Origin of the sequence: Nonomuraea coxensis DSM 45129 (assembly GCF_019397265.1) — a bacterium.
In the GTDB taxonomy this organism is placed as follows: domain Bacteria; phylum Actinomycetota; class Actinomycetes; order Streptosporangiales; family Streptosporangiaceae; genus Nonomuraea; species Nonomuraea coxensis.
Map to the genome: position 1 here is coordinate 6,900,703 of NZ_CP068985.1, position 26,921 is coordinate 6,927,623.

The following is a 26,921-nucleotide window of genomic DNA, read 5'->3' on the forward strand; positions in this document are numbered from 1 at the left end:
CGCTGAGCTACCGCGCCGCCGGGTCCGTGAGGCGGCGGACGACCTCCGCCAGGCCCGGCGGCTCCAGACCCTGGGCGGGCAGCTCCCCGGTCCACGTGTACCCGAGGTAGGCCGCCCGCTCCCCCTCCGTCAGCCCGCCCGCCGTGACGACCGGCCGCGCCTCGGCGAACCTGGCGAGGTAGAACGACTCGTCCTTGACATAGCGGACGCCCTCCCACCAGTAGTCGCGGGCCACCTCGACGTGCCGGTCGAGCACCGCCGAGCCGGGCAGCCCGGTCTCCTCGGCCAGCTCGCGGCGGGCGGCGTCGAGCGCCGTCTCGCCGGGGTCGATGCCGCCGCCGGGCGGCTCCCAGACGTCGGCGCGGGCGACGCGGTCGTACCAGTGGAGCAGCAGCACCCGGCCGTCGCGGTCGAGGCAGACGACGCGGGCGGCGGGACGGGCGCTCACATGCTCCACGCCACCGAGGCTACCTACCCGAGAGCCGGCACGTGGTTGCGCAGCCGCAGGTCGTCCGGGTAGGGCGAGAAGTAGGTCTGGTCGCGGACGTACTCGGCCGCCTCGCCCCGCGCGTGGTGGCGCAGCAGCGTCGTCGGGACGCTCAGCGGCACCAGGCCGGCCCGGTAGGACTCGATCACCTCGACCAGGTCGGCCCGCCTGGTCGGGTCGAGGGCGAGCATGCCCATGGCGTGCTGCAGCACGTTGACGTTCCTGCCCACGGTCGCTTTGCTCGCCATCGCCTCGCGGAAGAGCGCGGCGTAGGCGGCGGCCACCTCCTCAGGGGGCCGGACGCCCGCCCCGGCGACGACCCGGCCGGCCTCGCGGTAGCGCAGCGGGTCGTGGGCGAGGAGCTGCATCTTGTGCCGGGCGTGGAAGGCGACCAGGTCGCGCGCCCGCCGGCCGCCGGCCAGCAGCGCCCGCAGCCGGGCGTGCGCGAACACCCGCTCCACGAAGCTCTCGCGCAGCAGCGCGTCGTGCAGGCGGCCCTCGTCCTCGACCGGCAGCAGCGGATGGGCCGTGATGATCGTCTCGGCGAACAGGCCCCTGTTGCGCCGGTCGGCCGGCGACCCCTCGGCGCGGTAGACGGGCACGCCGTGGATGCCGCAGGTGGGGCTCTTGGCCTTGAAGACGTAGCCGTCGACGTCGAGCGCGGCGGCCCGCTCGGCGGCGAGCGCGCGCATGCGGTCGGTCAGGTCGGCGTGGGTGGTGCGGGTCATCAGCCGGGGGCCTGTGGCGGACTCCTCCAGCCGCAGGGTCTCACGGGGTGTGCCGAGGCCCGCCTCCATCTCGGGGCAGATGCGGATCCACTCGACGTAGGGGTCGAGAGCGTCGGTGAGGAAGCGGTCGCGGCTGTGGCCCCCGTTGTATCTGACCAGCTCGCCCAGCAGACAGCTCGACACCGCCACCCGGGGCCGCGCGTCCGGCATTCCCGTGATCATCTTTCCATCCAATCCCCTCAGGTGGGCGCGGGCAACCAAGCCCGGGGAGATCAGTCGCATAGGTGACCTGCCCGGATCGGGCGGCGGCGGGCGTTCAGAGGAAGGCGCCGGCGCGGCGCTCGTCGGCCTCGGCCTCGGCCGTGCGGCCCAGGGCGCGCAGGGCGACGGCGCGGTTGGCGAACAGGTCGGGCTGGGGCTGGAGGGCGATGGCCCGGGTGAGGTCCTCGACCGCGCCTTCGAGGTCGCCGGTCGCGTACCGCAGCACCCCCCGGTTCCCCCAGGCCGCCGCCAGGTCGGGCGCGGCCGACACGGCCTCGTCCAGAGCCGCCGCCGCCGTGCCGAACCGGCCCGCCGACGTCTCCAGCTGCCCGAGCACGGTCAGCAGGTGCGGGTTGCCGGGCGCGCGGGCGAGCCCGGCGGCCACGTCGGCCGCGGCCTCCTCGTCGTGCCCCAAGGCGGCCAGCAGCCCGGCCCGGTTGATGTAGGCGTCCAGGTAGCCGGGGTCGAGCTCGACGACCCGGGCGAGGTCGGCGAGCGCGGCCTCGGTGTCGCCGCGCGTCACGCGCAGCTCGGCCCGGTTGTAGTACGCCTCGGGCAGCGGCGGCCCGGCGCGCATGGCCCGCTCGTAGTCGGCCAGCGCCTCCTCGTGCTGCCCGAGCTTGAACAGCAGGTTTCCGCGCTCCAGGTAGTGGTCGGGGAAGGCGGGGTCGAGGGCGATGGCGGCCCCGTAGTCGTCCAGGGCCTCCTTCTCGCGGCCGAGGACGGCGAGGAGCTGCGCCCGGTTGGCCAGCAGCACCATGCGGTGCTGGGAATGCCGCTCCCCCAGCTCGCGGGCCAGCTCGATGGCCGACTCCACCAGCGCCAGCGCCGCGGCGGGCCGCTGCCGGCGCAGCTCGATCAGGGCCAGGCCGTTGCGGTCGAAGCCCAGCTTGAAGGCGCGGTCGGCGGGATCGGGCAGGAGGGAGGAGACGGCGATGGCCAGGTTGATCCAGCGCCGGGCGCGGCCGAGGTCGCGCTGGGCGGGGTCGGGGTGGCGGGCGTCCAGCATGGCGGTGCCGTACGCGGCCGCGGCGTGCGCCTTCGGGTCCTGGCTGACCTCGCGCACCCGGTCCCAGAGCGCCCGAGCCTCGGCGGTGCGGCCGAGGCCGCCGAGCGCGGTCGCGGTGCGCTGCGCGAAGCGCCACCACAGGTCCCCGCCCGGCTCGGTGCCGGCCAGGCCACGCTCTCCCAGCTCGACGACGGTGTGCAGGAAACCCTCGCGCGTGGAGCGGTCCACGACGGCCCAGAGCGCGGCGGCGTCCCGCGTGTCGGGCGCGGGCTCGGGGCCGCCGGTGCTGAGCAGGAGGGTGAGCGTGCCCGGCGGGACGCGGCGGGCCAGGACGTCGAGCAGTTCGAGGTCGGTGGGGTCGGCCTCGGCGAGGTTGCATACGGCGAGCGCCCGGCCTGGCGGCACGGCGTCGCGGACGAACTCCGCCAGGCCGTTGGCCAGCCGCAGCGTGCGGCGCGGCGCGGGCACGAGGATGCGCTCGTCGTCGCTCAGCCCTGCGTCGATCGTCACCCGCCTGGCCGGGACCAGCCCGGCCAGTTCGGGGGCCGCCGCCCGGATCTCGATGTCGTGGGCCGCGACCAGCTCGGCGGAACGTTCGAGGGTCTCCGGCACCAGCCGGCCCAGCAGCGCCGCCGCGACGGTGTAGGGGCCGCGGGGCCGCCGGTGCGCGTCGATCATCGGCATCAGCAGCCGCGCGGCCTCCCAGCCGTCGGGCGGTGCGCCCTCGACCCGGACGTGGGACCTCTCCTCGGTCACCCCTTGTGAATGACGCTGGAGGTCCCGGCGAGCCTCACGGTTCCAGGCTTGCGGACGACGATGCGCTTCATGACGTACCTCTCCACTCGGGGGGTGGGTCCCTATTATTAGGGCACCCCTACGAATATCAAGGTTCGCGGTGAACAAGCCCGTGGACCAGGGATAAGAAGTAGTTGCCTTTTGCCTGGTTTTTCTAACCTATTTGGTGCCGAACCACCGGGCCGATGACTCGGTACGCCGATGTTCGGATTCTTCCATCAACGCGCACAGGCAGCGACCCAGAAGTGTGACCGATCGGCAGCAGCCGGGGCCGGGCAGGTTCCTGGCGCGCACGATGAGGGTGGCGCGCTCGATGAGGCGTTCGAGGCTGGGCTCCCCGCCGCCCTTCAGCGACCGGGTGTGCCAGGGACAGGAGGCGGTGTCCACGCAGGCGCTCTTGGCGAGGATCGTGGCCGGCTCCGCGCCGGGGCCCGGCGGCTCCTCGCGTTTGACGCGGAGGTCCGTCAGCACCCTCGCGGCCCTCCGGGACACGTCCAGCAGCTCGCGGCGGCCCGGCGCGCGCTCCTTCTCCGGCGTCGTGGCCCGCGCGGGAACGGCGAGCAGCATCGCGGCCGCCATGAGCCCGCCGCCCACCACCATGCTCCAGCCGAGCTGCTCGTGGAACCAGATCACCGCGATGAGGGCGACGAAGACGGGCTGCGACGACATGAGGACGGCGCTCGGGATGGCCGGCACGTGCGCCTGGCCGTAGGAGCGGGCGAGGAAGCCCAGCGCGCACGACACCACCGACAGGTGCGCCAGCAGCAGCCAGTCGGGCGCGCTCGCGGGGAGCGTGATGCCGTCCCTGGCGCCGGCGACGCCCGTGGTCAGCCCGATGGTGGCGAGCTGGATCGCGGTCAGCGCGTACGGATGGAAGGCCCGCTGTTTGGAGATCTGCCCGAGCATGAGCGTGTGGCCGGAGTAGAGCGCCGCCGCGGCGAGGGTGGCCGCGAGCGCGATCATGGAGATCTCGTGCTCCTCGACCCCGCGCATCAGCGTGAACGCGGTCATCCCGGCGAGCGCGAAGACGACGCCGTACCAGATGCGGGTCTGCACCCGGGCCTTGTGGATCAGGAGCGCCAGGATGGGCGTGATCACCACGCTGCACCCGACGGCGAAGCCGGACACCGCGGACGGCAGCCCGTGCAGCGCCACGGCCTGCGCGGTCTGCCCGATCCCGAACATGATCCCGAGGATCGCTCCGTTGACCCACGTCTCGCGCGGCAGCCCCCGAAGGCAGCGCGGCCGGATCAGGAGGAGCGTCAGCGCCGCGAGCAGATAGCGCTCGGCGAGGAGATCCTCGACGGGTAACCGATGGATGAGGTCCTTCATCAGCGGGAACGCCGACCCCCAAGCGGCGCTGACGAACAACAGAAGCACGGCTCCCAGGAGGGGTCGGGGAGCGGGCACGCCTGCCATGTCAGAAGCATCTCACTACTATTCGCAGCCACTGATGTACAGGCTGCGAACCGGGCAGGTTCCTCTACCACTCAGAGTGAAGACACTCACCCGCGGGTTCGTACATCCCTACCTCGCGCGCATCGGGGCTCTCCCCATCTCCTGACATATCCCGCTTCACGCGGTTGGCGCGGCCTGTCAGCAACTGGGCGGCAAGCCGGAATTCCGGGGAAGGATCGGCGGAACAGTCACGCCGAACGAGGCCGGGGAGGGGGAAGGCCGGCGACGAGGGGAAGCCTGGCGAGGAGGGGAAAGCCCGGCGAGGAGGGGGGAGCGCGGTCAGCTCTCGCGGACCGCGCCGGGCGCCGCGTCGAGGGCCGCGGGAGGGACCAGGCGTTTCTCGCCGTAGACGACGGTCAGGTCGCCCACGCGCTCCCTGGACAGCTCGCGCCAGCCCTGGCGCCGGTAGAGCGACAGCGCCGCGCCCTGGTTGAGCGTGGTGTCTCCCCTGACGCTGCGGAAGCCGAGCTCCAGCGCGCGCTGTTCGAGCGCGCGCAGCATGGCCGCGCCGAAGCCGCGCCGCTGGAACTCGGGATGGACGCGCAACCGGCAGACCTCGGCCGTCATGGTGTCGACGGGTCTCAGCCCGCCCATCGCGATGACCCGGCCGCCGGTCTCGCCGACGAGGAAGTCACCTCCGCAGGCCAGGTAGAGGTCCTGGATGCGGGGGAAGTCGTCGTCGTAGTAGACGCCGTCGCCGGGGAACAGGCCCACCTGGGCGAGGCAGATCTGGTGGAGCGTGAGAATGGTGTCGAGGTCGGACCAGCGGTAGCGCCGAATCGTCAGCTTCACGCACCGCTCCCTTTCAGCTGCGCCTTGGGGCGCCGCAGCGCGGCCCTGAACTCCGCGAGACCGGGAGCGTTCGGGTCCTGGGCCACGATCGCCTGCTCCAGAGCCGTGGCCGGGCGCACGATGAAGTCGGTCATATATTCGTTGCTCACCAGGTGGAGCGCCTTGGTCGCGACGGCCACCGCCTCGGCGACGTCGCCGTCGATCAGCCGGCACTGCGCCTGGTCCAGCCGGATCAGCGTCTGGTCGAGGATGTGGTCCTCGTAGGCGCTGAGCGCCTGGTCGAGCACCACCTCGGCCTCCAGCGTCTGGCCGAGCTTGGTGAGCACGTCACCCTGGTAGAAGTAGAGCTGCTTCTCGGTGTAGCCGAAGGCGAGGTCCTCCTTGTCCTCCTCCTGCATGTGGGTGAAGGCGTTCCTGGCCCGCGCGAGCGCCCGCTTGGCCTGGTCGACGACCTCCTTCTTGCTGTCGGTGCCCGACAGCATGGCCAGCGCCCTCGCCTCGACGACCGGGGCCATGGCCTGGGCGACGCACGGCGTGGAGCCGGCCAGGTCGCGGCTCTTCTTCGCGAGGTGGAGCGCCTCGCGGGCGTCGCCGAAGTAGAGGGGGACGAGGGACTCGCGGGCGCAGATCCAGGCCCGCAGGGCCCGGTCGCCGGTCTCGTCGGCCGCCACCCGCCCGGTGCGGAAGAACGCGCGGGCCAGGCGGTGGTCGCCGAGGTTGATGAGGATCATGCCGCTCAGCCCGGAGAGCTGGGCGGCCATCCGGCACAGCCGCTCCGTCAGGTCGATGGGCTGGCGGCGGGACATCGCCGTGCGCACCGCGCTGAGCTCCAGCAGCACGTCGCACAGCAGCCGCAGCGGGGCCGTCGTGGTGTATTGGCGGCCGAAGCTGACCGTCGTCTCCTCCCACTGGTCGAGCATCTGGGCGGAGACCGTGCCCGACACGAGCGTCTCGTCCATGCGGCGCCTGATGCCCTCGCAGGCCCCGAGCACCGGGCCGTCGAGCTGCTCCGACAGGTTCGTGTCGGTGTTGAGGAGGTTTAACAGCGTGCGGCGGAGGATGTTCTCGTCCTCCTCGGTCTCCGGGTCGATCACCATCGGATGGAGCACCAGGTCACGCTCGGCCAGCGTCAGCGGCGGACGGGTGTTCTCGCCGCCGATGGTGCCGGGCAGGCGGTGACCGTGACCGCAGATGCACGGCGCGTCGAAGCCGAGCGCCGAGGGCTCGACCCGGTAGACCGTGCACAGGTAGTGGAGGTATTCGGGCCCGGGGCGTTTGAGCCCGCTCTCGTACGCCGACAGCAGCGTCTCGCCGATGCCCGGCGCTGGTTTCTGATCTCGATCGAACAGGGCCCTGACCTGCTCGATCACGTCGGCCAGCGCGATGCCGTGCGCCAGGCGGTGCGCCTTTATCCGGCTCGTGCTGAACTGCGACGCGCATGCCTCGTGGATCTCGTCGGCTATCTGGGACGACGTGCGGCCGGCGGCGAGGCCCTTGGCCCGGATCCGCCGCGCGATCTCCGTCTCCCTGTGCTGCCTGCCGGACATCCCGGCCCCTCTCACGCAAGTCTCGACCGGTCCGCAACTCGTGACTGATCGTAGCCGTCAAGTCGCAGTGCGCCTACCCATGACTATGAAGCAACGATGAGTGGATGGAAACGCTCCGCGCCAAGACTACGGTTAAGGATCGTCCTCCCAGGGGCGGTTTCTTACATCCCATGAGGGAGAAGCAACTCCCCGTAGCCGGATCCCACTGATTGCGCACGCCGCCGTCTTGAGCCATCTTTGGCCCACCAGCAGCGATTCCTAGGGAGGGCGAACGGTGGGGGACGACGACTACGAGCGGCTGGAGCGTCTGGTCAAGGAGCTCGGCGCCCGCGGGTTGCTCGCCCGAGTGGTCCGGACCCAGGGCGGCCGGCAGTTCGTCCGGGTGATCAACCCGAAGGCGACCAGCCTGACCGAGAACGTGACCTGCCGCTCGGCATCCGTATCCGACATGCCGGACTGGTGGTACTGCTGGTCCTGGGGCGAGCGGATGCACACCGCGGACGACCCGGCCGGTGCGGCGACGAAGGTCGCCCGAGTACTCGCCGCCGTGGGCGAGTGAGGACGGCGGTGATCCTGATGGAACGCAGCCATCACGGCTCACCGCGACCACGGCGGCTCCTCGGAGCCGGCGGGGTGACCGGTGCGGAGGGCTCCGATCGACGGCGCCCTGGTCACTCCGCCGGTTCCCGCCCTCGCGAAGGGCGGACCATCTCGCGCGCGCGGCTCGCACCCGCGCGCGCGGCCAAGCCACCCGTCCCTCCGGGGCGGGTGTTCGGGGGATCCCCCTCGGAACCGGCGCGGGACATGCTTCCGGGTGCGTGTCCCGCTCCGAGCCGTCCGTCATCGGAGCGCGGGCTCTCTCCCTCCGCGGCCCAGAGAGCCCGCGTCCCCGTCTTCCCCGGCGTGATGTGACGGCGGGCGGTTCGGTCGGCGGTATTTTGGATTCGAACTAGATCAACTAGATCACATTCGGTCCAATGCCGATCGAACCGCTTCCGGAGGGGGATCCACCCAGTGCTACTGCTGGTGACGCCGTCGCCACAGCCGTCGTCAACGTCCACCGTCCTGCCCGACCTGGACGAGCTCACGCACGGCGTGAGCACGGTCTGCCAGAACGACACCGTGCTCTGCTCCACGCTTGCGGGGGTGTTCGACAACGCGCCCTGGGCGCCGCTGGTGGCCACCGCCATCACGATCGTCCTGATCGTGGTGCTCGCGTTCGTGATCCGCAACATCGCCCACCGGGTCATCACCCGGGTGGTCACCCGCGCGGCCACGGGTGGCTCGATCACCAGCAGGTTCCGCAAGGGCGCGGCTCCCGACGGCATCGACGTGCTGCTGCACGAGCGGCGCAAGCAACGGGCCGAGACCATGGGCTCGGTGCTCCGGTACATCGCCTCGATCGTCATCATGGGCACCGCGGTGCTGACCGTGCTCGACCGGCTGACCATCCCCATCGCGCCCGTGCTGACCAGCGTCGGCATCCTCGGCGTGGCCATCGGCTTCGGCGCGCAGGAGCTGGTGAAGGACTTCATCGCCGGCCTGTTCATGCTGATGGAGGACCAGTACGGCGTCGGCGACGTGATCGACGCGGGCGCCGCCGTCGGCACGGTCGAGGCCGTGACGCTGCGGGTGACCCGCCTGCGCGACGCCGACGGCCGCGTCTGGTACGTACGCAACGGCACGATCACCCGGGTCGGCAACGAGTCGCAGGGCTGGTCGCGCGCCTTCGTGGACGTCCCGGTCGCCTACGACGCCGACGTGGTCGCCGTCAAGGTGCTGCTGGAGCACACGGCCGAGGAGATGTGGGCCGACGCCGAGCTGCGCGAGAGCAAGATCGTCGAGCAGCCCCAGGTCTACGGCGTGGAACAGCTCTCCAACAGCGCGATGGTGTTCCGCGTCACGGTCAAGACCCTGCCGTCCGCGCAGGCCGAGGTGGCGCGGGAGCTCCGGCTCCGGGTCAAGACGGCCATGGACACCGCGGGCATTCCCATGGTCTCGATTGCCTAAGCTGATCCTTGTGACTGAGACCTCCTTCTACGACGCCGTAGGCGGCGAGGAGACCTTCCGCCGCCTCGTCCACCGCTTCTACGAGGGGGTCGCCGACGACCCGGTCCTGCGGCCGCTCTATCCGGAGCCCGATCTGACGGGCGCCGAGGAGCGGCTGCGGGGCTTCCTCGTCCAATACTGGGGCGGCCCCAAGACCTACAGCGAGCAGCGCGGGCATCCCCGGCTGCGGATGCGTCACATGCCGTTCGTGATCGGCGAGCCCGAGCGGGACGCCTGGCTGCGGCACATGCGCGACGCGGTCGACTCGCTCGACCTGCCCGAGGAGCAGGCGACCCGGCTCTGGGACTATCTGGTCTACGCCGCCCACAGCTTGGTGAACTCTCCCGCCTGACGGGGCAGAGAGCCGTCATGGACATCCCCTGGTGGCGTGACGCCGTCGTCTACGAGATCTATGTACGCAGCTTCGCCGACGCCTCGGGAGACGGCGTCGGCGACCTGGCCGGGGTGCGGCAGCGGCTGCCGTACCTGAAGCGGCTGGGGGTCGACGCCGTGTGGCTGACGCCGTTCTACCCCTCCCCCATGGCCGACGGCGGCTACGACGTGGCCGACTACCGCGGCGTGGACCCGCTGTTCGGCTCGCTGGACGACTTCGACGACCTGGTCGCCGAGGCGCACGGGCTGGGGCTTCGGGTGATGGTCGACGTCGTGCCCAACCACAGCTCCGACCAGCACCCGTGGTTCCAGGCGGCGCTGCGGGGCGAGGGCCGCGACCGCTACATCTTCCGCGACACGACCAACAACTGGCAGTCCACCTTCAGCGGCCCGGCCTGGACACAGGCGCCCGACGGCCAGTACTACCTGCACCTGTTCGCCCCGGGGCAGCCCGACTTCAACTGGCGCAACCCCGAGGTGCACGAGGAGTTCCTCGACGTGCTGCGGTTCTGGCTGGACCGCGGGGTCGACGGGTTCCGCATCGACGTGGCGATGGGCCTCTACAAGGCGGAGGGCCTGCCCGACGTGAGCGACCAGTCGTTCAAGGCGGCCTCGCCGGTCTGGGGGCAGCCCGAGGTGCACGGCGTCTACCGCGACTGGCGCCGGCTGCTCGACAGTTATCCGGGCGAGCGCATGGCGGTGGGCGAGGTCTGGACCGACAGCCTCGACGACCTCGCCCTCTACGTGCGCCCCGACGAGCTGCAGCAGAGCTTCAACTTCGCCTGGCTGCAGGCGCCCTGGTCGCCGACGGCGTTCAAGCAGGTGATCGACGACACGCTCGGCGCGGTCCCGTACGCGACGTGGGTGCTGTCCAACCACGACGTGGTCCGCCACCGCACCCGCTACGGCACGGCCGACCCCGGCACGGGGCTGGCCCGGGCGCGGGCCGCGCTGCTGACCACGCTGGCCCTGCCCGGCTCCGCCTACCTCTACCAGGGCGAGGAGCTGGGGCTGCCCGAGGTCACCGATCTGCCGGCCGAGGCCCGCCAGGACCCGGTGTTCTTCCAGTCGGAGGGCAAGCTGCCGGGGCGCGACGGGTGCCGGGTGCCGATCCCGTGGACGGTGGACGCCCCCTCCTACGGGTTCTCCCCCGACTCGGTGGAGCCGTGGCTGCCGCAGCCGGCGTCGTTCGCGGAGCTGAGCGTGGAGAAGCAGGAGGGCGACGCCGACTCGACGCTGGAGTTCTACCGGCGGGCGCTGGCCCGGCGCCGTGAACTGGTGGAGGAAATTCCTTACACCTTGGAGTGGCTGGATTCTCCCGAAGGTGCGCTTTTCTTCACCCGTGGCCCGCTGATCTGCGCCGTCAACTGCGGCACCCACCCCGTACGCCTCCCCGACCACGACGAGGTGATCCTGGCGAGCGGCCCGGTCAAGGGCGGCCTGCTGCCCGCCGACACGGCCGCGTGGCTGCGCCGGGCCGGATAGCCGTCACGGGCGTCCGGCCCGCTCGCCCCGCCACGGCACGACCGGCACCGACAGCAGCGTGCACGCCAGCCCCGCGGCGAAGCCCGCCCAGAACCCGGCGCTCTCCATGAGCACGCCGGCGAGCGGCGTGGCGGCCAGGGAGACGGTGTTCTGGACGGTGTTGTGGGTGCCGAGCACCCGTCCCGCCCAGGCCGGCCCGGCGAGTTCGCCCGCCGCGAGGTAGGCGAGCCCGTTGCCGGCCACGGTCATCACGGCGGCCAGGGCCAGCATGGCGGGGCCCGGCCAGGTCCGGGTGAGCGTGCCGGCGACCAGCAGGGCCAGCACGGCGAGGTTCGCGAAGGTGATCAGCAGCAGGGGCCGCATGCGCAGCCCGACCCGGTCCGACCAGCGGCCGGCCGCGACGCGCACCGCGGCCCCGCCGATCGCGGCCACGCCGAACAGCCGGCCGGCCGACACCGCGTCCCAGTCGTAGAGCTCGACCAGGCAGGTGACACCGTACGTGCTGACCACGATCTGGGGCACCACGTGCAGCGCGCTGGTGGCGTGCACCCGCCAGAGCGCCGGCTGCCGGTACGGCGAGCCGACCGGCGCCGTGCCCTGCCCGGCGACCTCGTGCGGCGGCTCGGTCAGGAAGATCGCGGCCAGCACCGCGGCCAGCAGGCTCACGCCCGCGCAGACGAGGAGCACGCCGGGCAGCCCGTGCGCCGCGGCGACCGGCGGGAGCGTGAACGCGCCCACCGCCATGCCGAGCGTGAAGGAGACCTGGCGCACGCCCATGGCGACGCCGCGCTCGGGCGGCCGGAACCAGCGCAGCACGATCCGCCCGCCGCCGACCATCGCGGCCGAGCCCGCCGCGCCGGCCATGGCGAGCAGCGCGGCCACCGCCCAGGCGCTCTCGACGAGGGCGGCGGCGCCGAACAGCACGGCCGCCAGGCCCACGCCCGTGCCGAGCACCACCCGCTCGCCGTGCCGGTCGGCCAGCGCGCCCCACGCGACGAGGGCGGCGAGGATGCCGACGGCGGAGGCGTTGGCGATGATGCCGGCGACCGGCAGCGACACCCCGAAGTGGCGCTGGATCTCCGGCATGACCAGGGGTAAGCCGAACAGCCCGAGAGTGACGCCGGCGTGGGCGTTGACGCCCAGCGCCAGCATCCACCAGCGTTTCATCTACGAGAAGCGCTTGAGGTAGGCCAGCTCGGCCTCACTGAGTCTGCGCGGGGCGGCCCGCTCGACGTCGTAGGCGGCGATCACGGAGGTCGCCGTGACGTAGAGGTCGGCGTCGTCGAGGATCTCGTAACGCAGCCGGAAGCGCACCGCCCTGACCTCCTCCACCCAGGTCTCCACGCGCACCGGCTGGGGACGGAAGCCGAGCGGGCGGCGGTAGTCGACCTCGTGGCGGGTGACGACGAGGCCGCCGAACGGCTCCTCCCCCGCGTTGTGCGGGTCGATGGCGAACATGCCGAAGCGGGCGTCCTCCAGGTAGTCGAGGAAGCGCACGTTGTTGACGTGCCCTTGGGAGTCGACGTCGCCGAAGCGCACCGCGCGGAGGTGGACGTGTCGACGGGGACCGTTGCGTTCAACCACCTCGCCACCGTACCGGTCCCGGTCAGGTGGCCTTGCGCCGGGCCAGGCAGGCCAGCACGGTCAGCACCGAGATCGCGGCCATGACGGCGAGCGCGTAGCGGTAGCCGGTGACGAGCTGCTCGACCGCTCCGCCCGACAGCCGGCCGAGCGTTCCGGCGAAGACCTGCTGGTGCAGGGCGGCGGGGAGCGGGGCCGTGATGATCGACAGGACCAGGGCGGTGCCGACGACGTTGCCGGTGTTCTGGAGCATGAGGCGCATGGCGTTGACGATGCCGAGCCGGTCGGAGGGCAGGCCGTCGAGGATGGCGGTGGTGTTGGAGGGCAGGAACACCCCCGAGCCGAGCCCGATGAGCACCAGCCCGAGCGCCACGGCCGGGTAGGGGACGTCGGTGGACATCACGGCCAGCATGACGAGCAGGCCGCACGTGGTGGCGGCGGCGCCGCCGACGGCCAGCGTACGGGCGGTGAGCAGGCGCTGGAGGAACCCGGAGACCACGGAGGCGGTCATCGCGGCCACCGCGAGCGGCAGCACCTTGAGCCCGGCCTGCACCGGGTCCTCGCCGCGCACCGCCTGGAAGTAGAGGGCGACGAGGAACACCATGCCCATGCGGGCGACGGCGTTGAGGAACGACGCGAGCGTCCCGAAGGCGAACGCCCGGTCGCGGAAGAGCCCCAGGTCCACCACGGGGTGCGCGGCCCGCCGCTCCCTGGCCAGGAAGAGCGGCAGCCCGGCGACGGCCGCCACCAGCCCGGACACCACGATCGGGTGGCTCCACCCGAGCCGGGTGAACTCCGACAGCGCCAGCAGCAGCCCGCCCAGCGTGACCAGCACGAGCAGGCTGCCGGGCAGGTCGAGGCCGCGGTCCCGGTCGCCGGGCGCGGGGCCGCGCAGCACGAGCGCGCCCCAGACCAGGCAGGCCACGCCGAGGGGCACGTTGAACCAGAACACCCACCGCCAGCCGAGGCTCTCGGCCAGGAACCCGCCGAGCGTCGGCCCGATGAGCCCGGCGATGGAGAACGAGGCCACGTACACGCCCATTCCCTCGCCCAGCCGTTCTCGGGGGAAGGCGTCGCTGACGAGGGCGGCGCTGTTGGTGAGGAGCATCGCGGCTCCGGCGGCCTGGACCACGCGCAGCGCGACGATCACCCAGGCGTCGGGCGAGAACCCGGCGAGGAGGGCGGCGACGGTGTAGACGCTCAGCCCGAGCAGGTACATGCGGCGCCGGCCGAACAGGTCGGCGAGCCGGCCTAATACCACCATGAGGACGGTCGTGGTCAACTGGAAGCCGAGGAGGATCCAGCCTGCCGCCGTGGCGTCGGCTCCGGTGTGCCGGGCGATCTCGGGCAGCGCGACGTTCATCGAGCTGCCGCCGAGGCCGGTCAGCATGCTGGCGAGGCTCACGACCGACAACGTTCGCCAGGCCTGGCCCATGGGGGTGGTGGTCGCGAGCGGCAAGAGACCCTGTCCTTTCTAGATTTTAATACTAGAATCCAATTCGCATCGTCAGCCGGTCAAGGATCGAGGTGTCGGATGAGCGGGATAGTCGACGGCCGCGTGGTCATCGTCACGGGCGGGGCACGGGGCATCGGGCGCGGGCACGCGCTGGAGTTCGCCCGGCAGGGCGCCAAGGTGGTGGTCAACGACCTGGGCGCGGAGGTGGACGGCACCGGCTCGTCCGGGGCCGCGGCGGACGTGGTGGCCGAGATCGAGGCCATGGGCGGCGAGGCGATCGTCAACGGCGAGGACGTCTCCGACTTCGACGGCGCCGAACGCCTGGTGCGCGCCGCGATCGAGCGTTTCGGCGACCTGCACGTGCTGGTCAACAACGCGGGCATCCTGCGCGACCGGATGCTGGTCAACATGACCGCCGACGAGTGGGACGCCGTCATCAGGGTGCACCTGCGGGGAACGTTCGCGCCGCTGCGCCATGCCGCCGCCTACTGGCGGGGCAAGGCGAAGGCGGGCGAACCGGTGGATGCCCGGATCATCAACACGACCTCGTCCTCCGGGATCTACGGTAACCCGGGACAGGGCAACTACGGCGCGGCCAAGGCGGGCATCGCGGGCCTGACCGTCATCGCGGCGCGGGAGCTGGAGCGCTACGGCGTCACCGTCAACGCCGTCGCCCCCGCCGCCCTCACCCGCATGACCGAGAACCTCATCCCGGCCGGGGCCAAGGGCGCCGACCCCGACGACATCGCGCCGCTGGTGGTCTGGCTGGCCGGCGCCGAGGCGCGCGGCATCACCGGCCGGGTGTTCAACGTGCGCGGCGGCGCGATCAGCGTGGCCGAGGGCTGGCACGCGGGGCCCGGCGTCGACAAGGGCTCCCGCTGGGACCCGGCCGAGCTGGGCGCGGTCATCCCCTCCCTGGTCGAGAAGGCCGCGCCCAACGCCCTCACCAACGGCCGCATCCCGGGACGGGAGGACTGACATGCCGCTCGACCACGGCGTGGTCGGCCAGGAGGGGCCGGCGCACGAGCGCACCTGGACGGCCAGGGACACCATGCTGTACGCGCTCGGCGTCGGCGCGGGCCTCTCGGAGCTGGAGTTCGCGACCGAGAAGGGCCAGCGGGTGCTGCCGACGTTCGCGGTGCTGGCGGCGCAGTCGCCGGGGCGGCGGCTCGGCGACTTCGACCGGGCCATGCTGGTCCACGCCGAGCAGGCGTTCGAGCTGTTCCGCGAGCTGCCGCCGGCCGGCGGGGTGCGCACCTCCAGCACGGTCACCGGCATCTACGACAAGGGCTCGGGCGCGCTGGTGACCTCGGAGGCGCGGGCGGTGGACCTGGAGACCGGCGAGCCGGTCATCGTCAGCCGCAGCTCGGTGTTCATCCGGGGCGAGGGCGGCTTCGGCGGCGAGCGCGGGCCGCGCGACGACTGGCGGGCGCCCGACCGGGCCCCCGACCACAAGGTCACCTACGCGACGCGGCCCGAGCAGGCGCTGGTCTACCGGCTGTCGGGCGACTACAACCCGCTGCACAGCGATCCGGAGTTCGCCGCGCGGGCGGGCTTCGACCAGCCGATCCTGCACGGGCTGTGCACGTACGGGGTGACCGGGCGGGCGCTGCTGCACGCGGTCGCGGGCTCGGACCCGGCCAGGTTCAGGGCGATGTCGGGCCGGTTCAGCAGCCCGGTCTTCCCCGGTGAGGCGCTGACGGTGTCGATCTGGGCGGACGGGGGCGACGTGCTGTTCCGTACGGCGAAGGACGACGGCACGGTGGTCATCGACCGCGGCCGGGCCACCGTCACCTGAGCCCCACTCTCAGCTCTCGTCGAGGACCCGCAGGGGGTCGAGGCGGCGGATCAGCGTCATCGCCGCCTCGATCACCTCCTGGGCCTCCTCCTCGGTGTCGGACGTGGCCACCTCGCGCGCGGCCTCGCCGATGATGCTGGTCAGCACGGCCACGGTGAACCGGTCGAGCGGGTCGCCGCCGGCGCCGAGGAGCACGGCGTTCTGGCGGACCCACTCGCGGCCCCTGGTGCGCCGGATCAGCTCGAAGCCGGGCGGCCCGTCGCCGTCGATGAACAGCCGGACCAGGTCGCGGCGCTCCCACGCCCCGGCGAGGTAGGCGCGCGCCCCGGCGATCAGCAGCTCGACCGGGTCGCTCACGCCCTCCTTCTTGGCCTTGGACACGCTGGCGGCCGAGGCCTGCTCGTGCGCCGCCTGGTGGTCCTCGTAGAGGGCGAGGAACAGCTCGGTCTTGCCGCCGAAGTGGTGGTAGAGGCTGCCGACGCTGGACCCGGCGCGGGCCACCACCTCGGAGACGTTGGCCTCGGCGAAGCCGTGCTCGCTGAAGACCTCGCGGGCCGCCTGCAGCATGCTCTTGCGGGTCTGCGCGGTGCGGCTCCACTCCCATGACGACTTGCGTGCCATGCGTGCCATGCTAGCGCTTCCGAATTCTAGAATCTGATTCTTGACACCGGACGTCCTTGCCTCGAATGTATTCCTAGAGAAAGATTCTAGAAATTTTCGCAGGCAGGAGGCGGCCGTGGACTTCTCGCTCACCCCCGAGGAACGGCAGATCCGCGACACCGTACGGTCCTTCATCGAGAGAGAGATCATGCCGCTGGAGCCCGAGGTCCTGCGCAACGAGCGCGAGGGCCGGCCGGGGCTCGACCGCGACACGCTGCGCGACCTGCGCGCCAAGGCCAGGAAGTCCGGGTTCTGGGGCATCAACACCCCCGAGGAGTACGGCGGCGCCGCCCTCGGCCCCGTCATGTCCGCGATCATCGCCATGGAGATGGGCCGCACGTTCGTGCCGTTCACCTTCGGCGGCACCGCCGACAACATCCTCTACGCCGGCACCGAGGAGCAGAAGCGCCGCTACCTCATCCCCACCATCGAGGGCGAGCGCCGCTCCTGCTTCGCGATCACCGAGCCCGGCGCGGGCTCCGACGCCCGCAACATCCGCACCAGGGCCGTACGCGACGGCAACGAGTGGATCATCAACGGCGAGAAGACCTTCATCACCAACGGCAGCGAGGCCGACTTCGTCATGGTGTTCGCCGTGGCCGAGGAGCACGGCGTCACCTGCTTCCTGGTGGACAGGGAGATGGGCTGGACGTCCGAACCGATCCCGACCATGGGCGAGTGGGGCCCGGCGGCGCTGGTGTTCCAGGACGTCCGCGTCCCCGAGGAGAACATCCTCGGCGAGCTGGGCAAGGGCTTCGAGCTGGCCATGCAGTGGATCGGCCAGGGCCGCTACATGATCCCCGCCCGCGCGATCGGCTCGGCCGAGCGCATGCTCCAGATGGCCGTCGACTACGCCAAGATCCGCAAGTCGATGGGGCAGGCCATCGCGGAGTACCAGGCCATCCAGTGGATGATCGCCGACTCCCAGGTGGAGATCGAGGCCGCCAAATGGCTCACGCTGTACGCGGCCTGGCGGGTCCAGGAGGGCATGGACGCCCGGCACGCCTCCTCCATCGCCAAGCTCAACGGCGCGGTCATGGCCAACCAGGTCGTCGATCGGGTGCTCCAGATCCACGGGGGTATGGGCTACACGAAGGAACTGCCGATCGAGCGGTGGTACCGCGAGCTGCGGCTGCTGCGCATCTTCGAGGGCACCGACGAGATCCAGCGGCGGACCATCGCCCGCAACCTGATCAAGGGGCACGCGCGACTGGGTCTCATCGGGGAGTGATCGCATGTCGGTCCAGGCACTGTTCAACCCGCGCTCGATCGCCCTGGTCGGCGCCACGGACAAGTCGGGCTGGTCGGTCAGCACCCTGCTCAACCTGCGGACGCACGGCTTCCCCGGGCCGGTGCACCTGGTGAACCCGCGCGGCGGCGTCGTCCACGGGCAGCCCGCCCACCGCAGCCTCACCGACATCCCCGAGCCCGTCGACCTGGCGTACGTCATGGTGCCCACCCCGGCGGTGCTCGGCGTGATCGAGGAGGGCGCCAAGCTCGGCATCCGCGCCTACGTGGTGCTGACAGCGGGCTTCGGCGAGTCGGGCGAGGCGGGCGCGCGGATGGAGGCCGAGGTCGCCGCCTTCGCCCGCGAGCACGGCCTGACCCTCCTCGGGCCCAACGGCAACGGCTACATCAACGCCGCCGCCGGGATCACCCCGTACGGGCTGCCCATCCCCGAGCCCCTGCTGCGCGGCGCGGTCGGCGTGGTGCTGCAGAGCGGCGCGCTGGCCAGCTCCGTGCTGGGCTTCGCGCTGGCCCGCAACGTCGGCGTCAGCCTGCTCACCTCGATGGGCAACGAGTCGGTCGTCACGGTCACCGACGTCGTCGACTACCTGGTGGACGATCCGGCCACCAAGGTGATCGCGTTGTTCCTGGAGACGATCAGGAACCCGGCCGAGTTCTCCCGCGTGGCGCGGCGGGCGCTGGAGGCCGGCAAGCCGATCGTGGCGCTGAAGATCGGGCGCAGCACGCTGGCCTCGCGGACCGCGCAGGCCCACACGGGCGCGCTCGTCGGCGACGACGACGTCATCGACGCCGCCCTGCGGCAGCTCGGCGTGATCCGGGTGCGCTCCCTGGAGGACCTGATCATCACGGCCGGCCTGCTGGCCGCCACCGGGCCGCTGCCCGGCCGGCGGGTCGGCGTCGTGACGCCCTCGGGCGGCGCGTCGGAGATCATCGCCGACCGGGCCGAGGACGAAGGGCTGGAGCTGCCGGCGTTCGCGCCCGGGACCGTGGCCAGGCTGGCGGAGATCGTGCCGTCGTTCGGCACCGTGCAGAACCCGCTCGACGTCACCGGCTACGTGCTCATCGACCGGACCCTGCTGGGCCGGGCTCTGGAGGTGGTCACCGCCGACCCCGGCATCGACGTGGTGCTGCTGCTGTCCGAGCCGCCCAAGGTCGCGCCGCCCGACCCGGCGCCGGTCTTCGCGCTGTACTCGGCGAGCGCGCGGCGCATCGCCGAGTCACCGGTACCGGTCGTCGTGGTGAGCAACGTGCTGACGGACGTCACCGAGTTCGGGCGGCGGGTGCAGCGGGAGACCGGCTACCCGTACGTGGCGGGCGGGATCGAGCACGGCCTCCAGGCCGTCGCCGCGGCGGTCCGCTGGTCCGAGACCCGCGACCGCGTTCTGTCCCGGCCCGCCGCGACTCCGCCCGCCCCCTCGGCCGTCGCCCAAGGGGCGGTCGGGGTGTGGGCCGAGCATCGGGCCGCCGCCCTGCTGGCCGGGGCCGGGCTGCCCGTCGTGCCGTCGGCGCTCGCCCGCACCGCGGACGAGGCGGTCGCGGCGGCCGGCGGCTTCGGCTACCCCGTCGTGCTCAAGGTGGCCGCCGAAGGGCTCGGCCACAAGAGCGACGTCGGCGGGGTCCGCCTGGACGTACGGGACGCCGCCGCGGTCGAGCGGGTCCACCGCGAGCTCATGGAGGCGGTGCCCGACGCGGCCGGCGTGCTTGTCCAGCCGCGGCGGAGCGGCGGGATCGAGCTGCTGGTCGGGATCGTCCGCGACCCCGCCTGGGGGCTGACGCTCGCCGTCGGGCTCGGCGGGGTGTGGGTCGAGGTGCTGCGGGACGCGGCGCTGCGCGTGCTGCCGGCGGACGCCGCCGAGATCCGCCGGGCCCTGACGGAGCTGCGCGGCGCGGCGCTGCTGCGCGGGGCCAGGGGCGCCGAGCCCGCCGACCTCGACGCGGTGGCCGAGGTGGTGGCCCGGATCGCGGCGTTCGCCGGGAGCCTCGGCGAACGCCTGGAGTCCCTGGAGATCAACCCGCTCCTCGTCACCGGCTCCCGCGTCGAGGCCCTGGACGCGCTGGTGACCTGGCGCGACTGATCACGTTCCTCAGGGCAGGCGGTTGGCCAGGACGAGGGTCGCGGCGGAGGCGAACATGCCGCCGTTGCCCAGCACGACGCTCACCTCCACGCCGGGCACCTGGGCCGCCGCCTCGCCGCGGAGCTGGCGCACCGCCTCCTGGATGGCGAACATGCCGTACATGCCGGTATGGGTGTAGGAAAGGCCGCCACCGTTGGTGTTCATCGGCAGCCGGCCGCCGGGCGAGGTGTGGCCCTCGGCGATGAACGCCCCCGCCTCGCCACGGCCCACGAACCCGAGATCCTCCAGACCGTAGATCGGCACGTGGGCGAAGGCGTCGTACACCATGAGGTGGTCCACGTCCTCGTGGGTGATCTTGGCCTCGGCGAACGCGGCCTCCCCCGACAGCCGGAACGCCTTGGAGGTGGTGAAGTCCTCCATCTGCGAGATGATCGGCGACTCCGCGGACTCGCCCGAGCCCAGCAGGTGGACCGGGGAGCGGCGGGCCCGTTCGGCCGAGGTGACGACCAGGGCGCCGCCGCCGTCCGTGACCAGGCAGCACTCCAGCAGGTGGAACGGGTAGGCGACCATGCGCGAGGCGAGCACGTCCTCCACCGTGATGAGGTCGCGGAACATCGCCCGCGGGTTGAGGTGCGACCAGCGCCGCTGCGCCACCGCCACCTCGGCGAGCTGCTCGTGGGTGAGGCCGGTCTCCTTCATGTAGCGCAGCGCGGTGATCGTGAACGACGTGGGCGGCCCGACCACGCCGTACGGCACCTCGAACTGGCCGAGCAGCGAGTCCGGCCCCATGCCGTACCGGCCGGGCCCGACGCGCGAGCGGCCCGACTCGCCGTGCGTGATGAGCACGGTGTGGCACAGCCCGGCGCGGATGGCCGCCGCCGCGTGCCGGACGTGGAACAGGAACGACGAGCCGCCCACTCCCGTGCCGTCCAGCCAGGCGGGGGTGATGCCGAGGGCGTGGGCCACCTGGATCGGGCCGGGCGTGCCGACCGTGGCGACGCCGTCGATGTCGTCCTTGGTCAGCCCCGCGTCGGCGAGCGCGTTGCGGGCGGCCTCCAGGTGGAGCTGGAAGGTCGAGTGGTGCGGGAGGCGGCCGACCTCGTCGGTCTCCGCGGCGCCGGCGATCACGACGTTCATCGGGCGCCTCCCACGTCCGTGGCGGCGGGCTCGAAGAGGGGCACGGCCACGTCGCCGCGCCGCTCGAACACCACCCGCAGCTCCATGTCCAGCGGCAGCTTCTCGGGGACGTTCTCGACGCCCACGATGTTGGTCATCATGCGGACGCCCTCCTCCAGCTCGACGACCGCGATGGCGTACGGGCCGTCGTCCTCGAAGCCGGGGGCGGGGCGGTGGTTGATCACGTACGAGTAGAGGGTCGCGCGGCCACTGGCCCGGACCCATTCGACCTGGTCGCTGCCGCAACGGGGGCAGCTCGGCCGCGGATAGAAGTAGTGGCGCGCGCACGTCTGGCAGCGCTGGATCCTGAGCTCTCCCGCGGCCGTACCGTCCCAGAACGGCTGGGTCTCGGGTGTGGGCCTAGGTGCCGGCTTCATCGCCCTCCCTCATCGGGTTCTAGAATCTCACTCTAGATCTGGCCGGACGGGAGAGGGAAGACCCAGGGGGCCGGATCAGGGGCTGGGGATGCCGTTGCCGTTGCGGCCCCGTCCGGCCAGCACCTCCTCCAGGCCGGGCCGCGGCTCGTCCGCGTCACGGAAGCCCGGCTGGGCGAGCTGGATCAGCACCCCGTGCGCCTCCTTGGGGTGCAGGAACACCTCCTGCCAGCGCGCGTCGGCCCGGTTGAGCCCGTGCAGGCGGAAGCCGCGGGCGGTGAGCCGGGCGACGGCCGCGTCCAGGTCGTTGACGTGGAAGTTCAGGTGGTGGACCCCGCCCCGGCCCCTGGTGAGCTCGAAGAAGCTGTCGAAGAAGGACGAACCCGCCAGCGGCTCCATCAGCTCGACCTTGCCGCCGTTCGCGTACGTGAGCTGCAGGGTGCGGTAGCCGCTGACCCGGTTGTCGCCCCCGCCGCCCAGATGCCGGCCGCCGAGCAGGTCACCGTAGATCGGCAGCAGGTCCCTGATGCGCGGCGCGGCCACGGCCGTGTGGTCGAAGATCACCTCAAGGCCGTCCAGTTCCAGGTCCAAGGCGAGACTCCTTACTCCGTCGAATCCTAGAATTTGATTCTAGCGTGCGGGCCATGACTCACTCTTGACGGATCCCGCGGCTCACCGACCGGGTCGGCCAGGCGCGGCTGCTCCTCCCGCTCATGGCGCCGACCGCCGTCCGCTGCTTCGCCATGACGCTCGTGCACAGCCCGCGCGACCTGCTGATCGCCAGGATCGTGCCGGCGTTCGTGGACGGGGTGGCGATGGCCGGAACCGCCCGCCACCGCGACTTCTCCCCCCGGCTCGGCCGGGCGCAGGCGTTCGGGTTCTGGACGTGGGGGCCGGTCGGCGCGGACCTCCTGGCCGCCGCCGTCGCCGGCCGGACTGCCGTTCACTCTCGGCGGGACGATCGCCGCCGTGCTCGCCACCGTCTTCCTCGCCGTGCTCCTCGGCCGGCCCGAGACCTCCTCCGGCACGCATGGTGGAGGCCACCGGCCGGCAGACCTGGCTGTACGTGGCGCTCGGCTGCCCGGTGCTGTTCGTCCCCGCGATCGTGATGTTCAACGGCCACTGACGGCGCGCCACCCGGACCCCCGTGACCGTGGCGCTGAAGACGGAAGGCTGACCGGCCTCCCCGGGGACACCGCAGAAACGACGAAGCGGCGGGCCCGGCCCCCTTGTCCGGAGCCAGACCCGCCGCCTCACGTACGGCGACCGCTCTCGCTAGTCGCGGTGCAGCTTGCGGTACGTCACCCGGTGCGGACGCGCCGCGTCCGCACCCAGCCGCTCGATCTTGTTCTTCTCGTAGTCGGCGAAGTTGCCCTCGAACCAGAACCAGTTCGACCCTTCCTCCCACGCCAGGATGTGCGTGGCGATGCGGTCGAGGAACCACCGGTCGTGCGAGGTGATGACCGCGCAGCCCGGGAAGTCGAGCAGCGCGTTCTCCAGCGACGACAGCGTCTCGGTGTCGAGGTCGTTGGTCGGCTCGTCCAGCAGCAGCACGTTGCCGCCCTGCTTGAGGGTGAGCGCCAGGTTGAGCCGGTTGCGCTCGCCACCCGACAGCACCCCGGCCTTCTTCTGCTGGTCGGGGCCCTTGAACCCGAACGCCGCGATGTACGCCCGCGACGGCATCTCCACGTTGCCGACCTTGATGTGGTCGAGCCCGTCGGAGACGACCTCCCAGACGTTCTTGGCCGGGTCGATGCCGCCGCGGCTCTGGTCGGCGTAGGAGATCTTGACCGTGTCGCCGACGATGATCGACCCCTTGTCGGGCGTCTCGCTGCCGGTGATCATCCGGAACAGCGTGGTCTTGCCGACGCCGTTGGGACCGATGATGCCGACGATGCCGTTGCGCGGCAGGTCGAACGTCAGCCCCTCCATCAGCAGCCGGTCGTCGAAGCCCTTGGTGAGCCCTTCGGCCCTGATGACCGTGGTGCCGAGGCGCGGGCCCGGCGGGATCTGGATCTCGTCGAAGTCCAGCTTGCGGTATTTGTCAGCCTCGGCCGCCATCTCCTCGTACCGCTGGAGACGGGCCTTGCTCTTCGTCTGGCGCGCCTTCGGGTTGGAGCGGACCCACTCCAGCTCGTCCTCCAGGCGCTTCTTGCGCTTGACGTCCTTCTGCCCCTCGACCTTGAGCCGCTGCGCCTTCGCCTCCAGGTACGTCGAGTAGTTGCCCTCGTAGGCGAACGCCCGGCCCCGGTCGAGCTCCAGGATCCAGCCCGCCACGTTGTCCAGGAAGTAGCGGTCGTGGGTGACGGCCAGGACCGTCCCCGGATACTTCTCCAGGTGCTGCTCCAGCCACTGCACGCTCTCGGCGTCGAGGTGGTTGGTGGGCTCGTCGAGCAGCAGCAGGTCGGGGGCCTCCAGCAGCAGCTTGCACAGCGCGACCCGGCGGCGCTCACCACCGGACAGCGTGGTCACGTCGGCGTCGGGCGGCGGGCAGCGCAGGGCGTCCATCGCCTGCTCCAGCTGGCTGTCGAGATCCCAGGCGTTGCGGTGCTCCAACTGGTCCTGCAGCTTGCCCATCTCGTCCATCAGCTCGTCGCTGTAGTCGGTGGCCATCTGCTCGGCGATCTCGTTGAAGCGCTGGAGCATCGCCATCGTCTCGGCGACACCCTCCTGCACGTTGCCGAGGACCGTCTTCTCCTCGTTGAGCGGGGGCTCCTGCTGGAGCATCCCCACCGTGAACCCGGGCATGAGCCGCGCGTCACCGTTGGACGGCTGCTCCAGGCCGGCCATCATCCGGAGCAGCGTGGACTTCCCGGTGCCGTTCGGCCCCAGAACACCGATCTTGGCTCCGGGCAGGAAGGACAGCGTGACGTCGTCAAGGACCACCTTGTCGCCGTGCGCCTTACGCACGCGCTGCAGCGTGTAGATGTACTCCGGCATGCCCTCTAGCTTAGGGGCTCCTGACCCAGGCTTCCGCCGCTCCTCCCCACCACCCCGAAACCCCCCTCCCCACCCGCCCACCTTCCCCCTCCCCCCTCACCGGTTCGCCCCCTGACCGCCTCCCGCCCTTCGCCCCCACCTCCTTCGACGGAGGGGCCGGACACAGGGAGATTCGAGCGCAGGGTCCTGAGACGCACCCCCAAAGCGGGCGTCCCAAGGCAGGAGTGCCGAGGCGGGTGCCCCAAGGCAGGAGCTGTCGAGGCGGGCGTCCCATGGCAGGAGTGACGAGGCGGGCTCCCTGAGGCAAGAGGCCGGAATCAGGGGGTCGGTGGCAGAGCCCAGTTCCTGGCTCTCTCCCCGCTCGGACGTCAGGCTCTGGGCGCGAGGCGCCGGAGGCGGGAGGACAAGCATTGGGTTCGGCCCACTCCGCCAACGGCGGATCTCAGGCTTCAGGCTCGGGAAGGGGACGGACCTGAGCCTGGGGCTGCGGCGTGGCCGGAGGTTGTGCCTGGGGTTGAGCCGGGTCTTGGACCTGAGGCGGGTCCTGAGGCTGGAGCGGGTCCTGGGGGTGAGCCGAGGCCGAGGGCTGGGCCTGGGGCTGAGCCGACACCGACGCCGACGGCTCAGGCTGGACCGAGGGCTGAGGCCGGGACTGCGACTGCGGCTGGGCCTCGCGCTGAGGCCGCTTCTGGGGCTGAGCCGAGGCGGAGGGCTGGGCCTGAGGCTGGGCCGGGGCCGAGGGCTGGGGTTCGTGTTCGGGGGCGGAGGTGGGTGTGTGTTGGGGCTGGGTTTGGGATTGGGGTTGAGTGAGGGGCGGGGATTGAGGGGGGATCTCGGGGTGTGGGTGCGGCTGGAGGTGTGAGTGGTGGGGGTCGGGGAGGGGGTGGGGGTCCGGCTGGGGATGGGTCGCGGGTGGGGGTTCGGACTGGGGTTGGATGGCGGAGACGCAGACGCGATCTCGGCCCAGCTCCTTGGCGCGATAGAGGGCCAGATCGGCGGCGGCCAGCAGCTCGATGAGATCGTCACCGTGGACGCTCAGCAGAGCCACGCCGATCGAGATGGTGACCCTGATCAGGGAGTCCTCGACGGGAACGGCCAGGTGGCGGATGCGGGCGCGCAGGCGCTCGGCGACGCGGCGGGCCTCGTGGGTGTCGGCGCCCGGCAGCAGCACCACGAACTCCTCGCCGCCGAAGCGGCCCACCACGTCGTACTCGCGGAGCTGGCTTCGCAACGTGGACGCCACCCCGATGAGCACCTGGTCGCCGGCCAGGTGGCCGTGGGCGTCGTTGACCCGTTTGAAGTGGTCGATGTCGATGATCAGAAGGGCCAGGGCGTCGTTGGTGCGCCGGGCCCGGACGATCTCCATGTCGGCCTCGCGCTGCCAGGCTGCGGCGTTGAGCAGCCCCGTCTTGGCGTCGGTACGGGCCGCCGCCTGGAGCTGGGCGTGCAACAGGCTGCGTTGCAGCAGGACGACCGGCGGCAGCGCGAGCAGGAGCAGCGCGAGGTTGAGCCCGCAGAGGATCGCGACGGAGATGCCCAGGCACAGCTCGACGATGTCGAGCAGGAGGCTCTCCTTGTCCCAGAGCAGCTCACGCCGGTTCATCTCCGGGTCGGCGGTCAGGGCCGCGATGGCGATGAGCGCGATGTTGAGCAGCGCGAAGAGGATCGCGGCCACGACCGCGAAGACGATCGGCGGCCCGCTCCCCTGCGACAGCAGCCCCGGATCGGCGACGAAACGATGGAACAGCACGGAAGCCGTGCACCCCGCCAGCCCGATGGCGGCCGAGTTGGTGACCCGGCGGTAGAGGACGGTCGCCCGGACCCGTACCTGGAGGAGGGCCTGCAGCACGATCGGCGCGAGCAGCGCGTAGAGCGGCGGCAGGAGCAGAGCCACCGGCAACCACCAGGCCGACAGCAGGTCGCGCGAGACTCCGGCCGGCACCCCGAGCCGCCGGGTCGCCTCGATGCAGACCACGCCGCAGCCCATGAGGGCGGCGAAGGTGTACACGTCCGGCCACCGGAAATCCAGCGTTAGCGTGAACACCGTGATCGCGGCGAGGTCGAGGGTGACCATCGCGGCCAGGTAGATCACGAGTGCGCGGCGTTGCCCGAGCAACGGCCAGCGGCCGACCAGTGTTGACACACCGTCGCGAGGCTGGATCGAGGCGTGACTGGTCGCCGCCATCTCGTCTCCTCCCTAACTAACGATGTGTAACACAATAATTGCGGAGTGTGCGTTGTGCGATGGGAACCTATACGTTGGCATGGACCGTGCCTGCTCACTCCGCGAGCGGGCCGTGGTGGAAAGGAGCAGCCATGGTGCGGGGCGTCATCTGGACCTGATAGATGCTCTCTCGGGATCTGATGCTGGAGAACACGCCATCGGCCGCCCTCGGGGTGGAGGGAACGGGCCTGGCCGATGCCCCCTCCCCCAGCTGTTCCCGCCCCGTCTCCCCCCGCTCCACCGGCAGCGGTTCTGCTTGTACGGCCGGTTGCTCGCCTGATGGAGGGGCAGTGCGGTGGGCCTACTTGCACTCCGCACTCGCCTCTCGCGATCCTCGCCATCGTCGGCGGTCTTTCCCTTCCTCTCCTCCCTTCTCCGACGACGA

General features: G+C 71.7%; 23 protein-coding genes. 8 read left to right on the forward strand and 15 right to left on the reverse strand.

Annotated features, from left to right (window positions below):
* Window positions 1–7 precede the first annotated feature (7 nt).
* The 6 genes from Nocox_RS32355 to Nocox_RS32380 all read right to left on the reverse strand — a co-directional run bounded on the left by Nocox_RS32355 (window position 8) and on the right by Nocox_RS32380 (window position 7,077).
* The gene (locus Nocox_RS32355; RefSeq protein ID WP_085995991.1) at window positions 8–457 is read right to left on the reverse strand and encodes an NUDIX domain-containing protein; all 450 of its coding nucleotides are present in this window, start codon (window positions 455–457) and stop codon (window positions 8–10) included.
* 14 nt (window positions 458–471) lie between these two features.
* Window positions 472–1,425, reverse strand: a complete 954-nt coding sequence (locus tag Nocox_RS32360) for a YbgA family protein (RefSeq protein WP_020542124.1) — start codon at window positions 1,423–1,425, stop codon at window positions 472–474.
* A 106-nt stretch (window positions 1,426–1,531) separates the two neighbouring features.
* On the reverse strand, window positions 1,532–3,241 hold the full coding sequence (locus tag Nocox_RS32365; RefSeq protein WP_020542123.1) for a tetratricopeptide repeat protein: 1,710 nt from the start codon (window positions 3,239–3,241) through the stop codon (window positions 1,532–1,534).
* Between the two features lie 198 nt (window positions 3,242–3,439).
* On the reverse strand, window positions 3,440–4,660 hold the full coding sequence (locus tag Nocox_RS32370; RefSeq protein ID WP_169577014.1) for a DMT family transporter: 1,221 nt from the start codon (window positions 4,658–4,660) through the stop codon (window positions 3,440–3,442).
* Between the two features lie 357 nt (window positions 4,661–5,017).
* On the reverse strand, window positions 5,018–5,530 hold the full coding sequence (locus Nocox_RS32375; RefSeq protein ID WP_020542120.1) for a GNAT family N-acetyltransferase: 513 nt from the start codon (window positions 5,528–5,530) through the stop codon (window positions 5,018–5,020).
* Window positions 5,527–7,077 (reverse strand): NsdA family TPR-like regulatory protein, encoded by a 1,551-nt coding sequence (locus Nocox_RS32380; protein ID WP_020542119.1) that lies wholly within the window; start codon window positions 7,075–7,077, stop codon window positions 5,527–5,529. The genes Nocox_RS32375 and Nocox_RS32380 overlap by 4 nt, the downstream gene beginning before the upstream one ends.
* 274 nt (window positions 7,078–7,351) lie before the next feature.
* Between Nocox_RS32380 and Nocox_RS32385 the strand changes: the two genes are divergently transcribed.
* From Nocox_RS32385 to Nocox_RS32400, 4 genes are all read left to right on the forward strand, one after another.
* On the forward strand, window positions 7,352–7,636 hold the full coding sequence (locus tag Nocox_RS32385) for a hypothetical protein (RefSeq protein WP_020542118.1): 285 nt from the start codon (window positions 7,352–7,354) through the stop codon (window positions 7,634–7,636).
* Between the two features lie 455 nt (window positions 7,637–8,091).
* Window positions 8,092–9,087 (forward strand): mechanosensitive ion channel family protein, encoded by a 996-nt coding sequence (locus tag Nocox_RS32390; protein ID WP_020542117.1) that lies wholly within the window; start codon window positions 8,092–8,094, stop codon window positions 9,085–9,087.
* Between the two features lie 10 nt (window positions 9,088–9,097).
* Window positions 9,098–9,478, forward strand: a complete 381-nt coding sequence (locus Nocox_RS32395) for a globin (protein ID WP_020542116.1) — start codon at window positions 9,098–9,100, stop codon at window positions 9,476–9,478.
* 17 nt (window positions 9,479–9,495) lie between these two features.
* Window positions 9,496–11,004, forward strand: coding sequence for a glycoside hydrolase family 13 protein (locus tag Nocox_RS32400; RefSeq protein ID WP_020542115.1), 1,509 nt, complete (start codon window positions 9,496–9,498; stop codon window positions 11,002–11,004).
* Between the two features lie 3 nt (window positions 11,005–11,007).
* Here Nocox_RS32400 and Nocox_RS32405 read toward each other — a convergent pair whose 3' ends face one another.
* From Nocox_RS32405 to Nocox_RS32415, 3 genes are read right to left on the reverse strand one after another with little or no spacing between them, the layout of a single operon-like run.
* Window positions 11,008–12,171, reverse strand: a complete 1,164-nt coding sequence (locus tag Nocox_RS32405; RefSeq protein WP_020542114.1) for an MFS transporter — start codon at window positions 12,169–12,171, stop codon at window positions 11,008–11,010.
* A complete protein-coding gene (locus Nocox_RS32410) occupies window positions 12,172–12,588 on the reverse strand; it encodes an acyl-CoA thioesterase (protein WP_026214116.1) in 417 nt (138 codons plus the stop codon). It lies immediately after the preceding gene.
* Between the two features lie 22 nt (window positions 12,589–12,610).
* Window positions 12,611–14,044 carry an MFS transporter gene (locus Nocox_RS32415; RefSeq protein ID WP_020542112.1) on the reverse strand — a complete coding sequence of 478 codons (1,434 nt, stop codon included), beginning with the start codon at window positions 14,042–14,044 and terminating at the stop codon, window positions 12,611–12,613.
* A gap of 75 nt (window positions 14,045–14,119) precedes the next feature.
* Between Nocox_RS32415 and Nocox_RS32420 the strand changes: the two genes are divergently transcribed.
* Both Nocox_RS32420 and Nocox_RS32425 read left to right on the forward strand, forming a co-directional pair.
* Window positions 14,120–15,019, forward strand: a complete 900-nt coding sequence (locus tag Nocox_RS32420) for an SDR family oxidoreductase (protein ID WP_020542111.1) — start codon at window positions 14,120–14,122, stop codon at window positions 15,017–15,019.
* Between the two features lies 1 nt (window position 15,020).
* On the forward strand, window positions 15,021–15,839 hold the full coding sequence (locus Nocox_RS32425) for a MaoC family dehydratase (RefSeq protein ID WP_020542110.1): 819 nt from the start codon (window positions 15,021–15,023) through the stop codon (window positions 15,837–15,839).
* 9 nt (window positions 15,840–15,848) lie between these two features.
* Here Nocox_RS32425 and Nocox_RS32430 read toward each other — a convergent pair whose 3' ends face one another.
* Window positions 15,849–16,460: a TetR/AcrR family transcriptional regulator gene (locus tag Nocox_RS32430; RefSeq protein ID WP_020542109.1), complete on the reverse strand. Its 612-nt coding sequence runs from the start codon at window positions 16,458–16,460 to the stop codon at window positions 15,849–15,851.
* 115 nt (window positions 16,461–16,575) lie between these two features.
* Between Nocox_RS32430 and Nocox_RS32435 the strand changes: the two genes are divergently transcribed.
* On the forward strand, window positions 16,576–17,730 hold the full coding sequence (locus tag Nocox_RS32435; protein WP_020542108.1) for an acyl-CoA dehydrogenase family protein: 1,155 nt from the start codon (window positions 16,576–16,578) through the stop codon (window positions 17,728–17,730).
* Window positions 17,731–17,734: 4 nt separating this feature from the next.
* Complete coding sequence (locus tag Nocox_RS32440; protein ID WP_020542107.1) at window positions 17,735–19,822, forward strand: acetate--CoA ligase family protein; 2,088 nt, start codon at window positions 17,735–17,737, stop codon at window positions 19,820–19,822.
* A 9-nt stretch (window positions 19,823–19,831) separates the two neighbouring features.
* On the opposite strand, the gene Nocox_RS32445 is transcribed toward Nocox_RS32440, so the two are convergent.
* From Nocox_RS32445 to Nocox_RS32465, 5 genes are all read right to left on the reverse strand, one after another.
* Window positions 19,832–20,959, reverse strand: coding sequence for a thiolase C-terminal domain-containing protein (locus Nocox_RS32445; protein ID WP_020542106.1), 1,128 nt, complete (start codon window positions 20,957–20,959; stop codon window positions 19,832–19,834).
* Complete coding sequence (locus Nocox_RS32450) at window positions 20,956–21,375, reverse strand: Zn-ribbon domain-containing OB-fold protein (protein WP_020542105.1); 420 nt, start codon at window positions 21,373–21,375, stop codon at window positions 20,956–20,958. Before Nocox_RS32450 ends, Nocox_RS32445 begins: the two co-directional genes overlap by 4 nt.
* 75 nt (window positions 21,376–21,450) lie before the next feature.
* Window positions 21,451–21,963 carry a VOC family protein gene (locus Nocox_RS32455; RefSeq protein WP_020542104.1) on the reverse strand — a complete coding sequence of 171 codons (513 nt, stop codon included), beginning with the start codon at window positions 21,961–21,963 and terminating at the stop codon, window positions 21,451–21,453.
* 684 nt (window positions 21,964–22,647) lie between these two features.
* A complete protein-coding gene (gene ettA, locus Nocox_RS32460; protein WP_020542102.1) occupies window positions 22,648–24,312 on the reverse strand; it encodes an energy-dependent translational throttle protein EttA in 1,665 nt (554 codons plus the stop codon).
* Window positions 24,313–24,754: 442 nt separating this feature from the next.
* Window positions 24,755–26,497, reverse strand: a complete 1,743-nt coding sequence (locus tag Nocox_RS32465) for a GGDEF domain-containing protein (protein ID WP_020542101.1) — start codon at window positions 26,495–26,497, stop codon at window positions 24,755–24,757.
* Window positions 26,498–26,921 lie beyond the last annotated feature (424 nt).

What these genes read in the sequence shown, in the direction of transcription:
- Nocox_RS32360 (WP_020542124.1), bottom strand. Translation starts at nt 1,425, where the DNA reads ATGCCGGACGCGCGGCCCCGGGTGGCGGTGTCGAGCTGTCTGCTGGGC.
- Nocox_RS32380 (WP_020542119.1), bottom strand. Translation starts at nt 7,077, where the DNA reads ATGTCCGGCAGGCAGCACAGGGAGACGGAGATCGCGCGGCGGATCCGG.
- Nocox_RS32400 (WP_020542115.1), top strand. Translation starts at nt 9,496, where the DNA reads ATGGACATCCCCTGGTGGCGTGACGCCGTCGTCTACGAGATCTATGTA.
- Nocox_RS32405 (WP_020542114.1), bottom strand. Translation starts at nt 12,171, where the DNA reads ATGAAACGCTGGTGGATGCTGGCGCTGGGCGTCAACGCCCACGCCGGC.
- Nocox_RS32420 (WP_020542111.1), top strand. Translation starts at nt 14,120, where the DNA reads ATGAGCGGGATAGTCGACGGCCGCGTGGTCATCGTCACGGGCGGGGCA.
- Nocox_RS32425 (WP_020542110.1), top strand. Translation starts at nt 15,021, where the DNA reads ATGCCGCTCGACCACGGCGTGGTCGGCCAGGAGGGGCCGGCGCACGAG.
- Nocox_RS32430 (WP_020542109.1), bottom strand. Translation starts at nt 16,460, where the DNA reads ATGGCACGCAAGTCGTCATGGGAGTGGAGCCGCACCGCGCAGACCCGC.
- Nocox_RS32440 (WP_020542107.1), top strand. Translation starts at nt 17,735, where the DNA reads ATGTCGGTCCAGGCACTGTTCAACCCGCGCTCGATCGCCCTGGTCGGC.
- Nocox_RS32445 (WP_020542106.1), bottom strand. Translation starts at nt 20,959, where the DNA reads ATGAACGTCGTGATCGCCGGCGCCGCGGAGACCGACGAGGTCGGCCGC.
- Nocox_RS32450 (WP_020542105.1), bottom strand. Translation starts at nt 21,375, where the DNA reads ATGAAGCCGGCACCTAGGCCCACACCCGAGACCCAGCCGTTCTGGGAC.
- ettA (WP_020542102.1), bottom strand. Translation starts at nt 24,312, where the DNA reads ATGCCGGAGTACATCTACACGCTGCAGCGCGTGCGTAAGGCGCACGGC.
- Nocox_RS32465 (WP_020542101.1), bottom strand. Translation starts at nt 26,497, where the DNA reads ATGGCGGCGACCAGTCACGCCTCGATCCAGCCTCGCGACGGTGTGTCA.